The organism is Priestia sp. P5_B4, assembly GCF_056400385.1.
Genome location: NZ_JBFULJ010001504.1, coordinates 1 through 546 on the forward strand (window position 1 = coordinate 1; position 546 = coordinate 546).

The 546-nt window shown below is 70.7% G+C and carries 1 protein-coding gene; it reads left to right on the forward strand.

Translation table 11 applies throughout. The features are described from left to right. The coding region (locus tag AC1DRF_RS31865) for a hypothetical protein (RefSeq protein ID WP_477742808.1) at positions 1–546 on the forward strand (546 nt) is incomplete at both ends.

Genomic DNA, 546 nt, shown 5'->3' on the forward strand with positions numbered 1-546 from the left:
CACCGACGCGGGCGACCTGTCGATCGACAACGGCGGCGACGTGCACGTGACCGGCGACGCCGCCGCAATGGGCGTAGGCTTCGACGCGGATCACGCGACCATCGCCAACAGCGGCACGATCACGGTCTCGCAGCTGGGCACCGCGGTGCAGCCGCTCGACGTCGCGGCCGGCAACGGCATCGGCATCGCCGGCTACGTCGGTGCCGGTGGCCTGGCCACGGTGACCAACGACGGTGCGATCGACGTGGCCGCCCTGGACTATGCCTTCGGCATCCAGGTCGGCGGTTACGGCGACGTGGTCGTCGACGGCGCGGGTGCGATCACCGTGGAGGGCAGCACCGCGGTCGGCATCCACGTCGACGCGCTTGCCGACGTCGGCGCGACGCATGTCGACGTCACCACGGGCGCCATGCTCACGGCCCACGGCGCGAACGCGGCCATGGGTGTGTTCGCCTACGGCAGCACGGTCTCGATCCAGAACACGGGCACGACCGAGGTTTTCTCGAACTTCGACGCGATCGGCCTGCGCGGCATCGGCGTGGACGC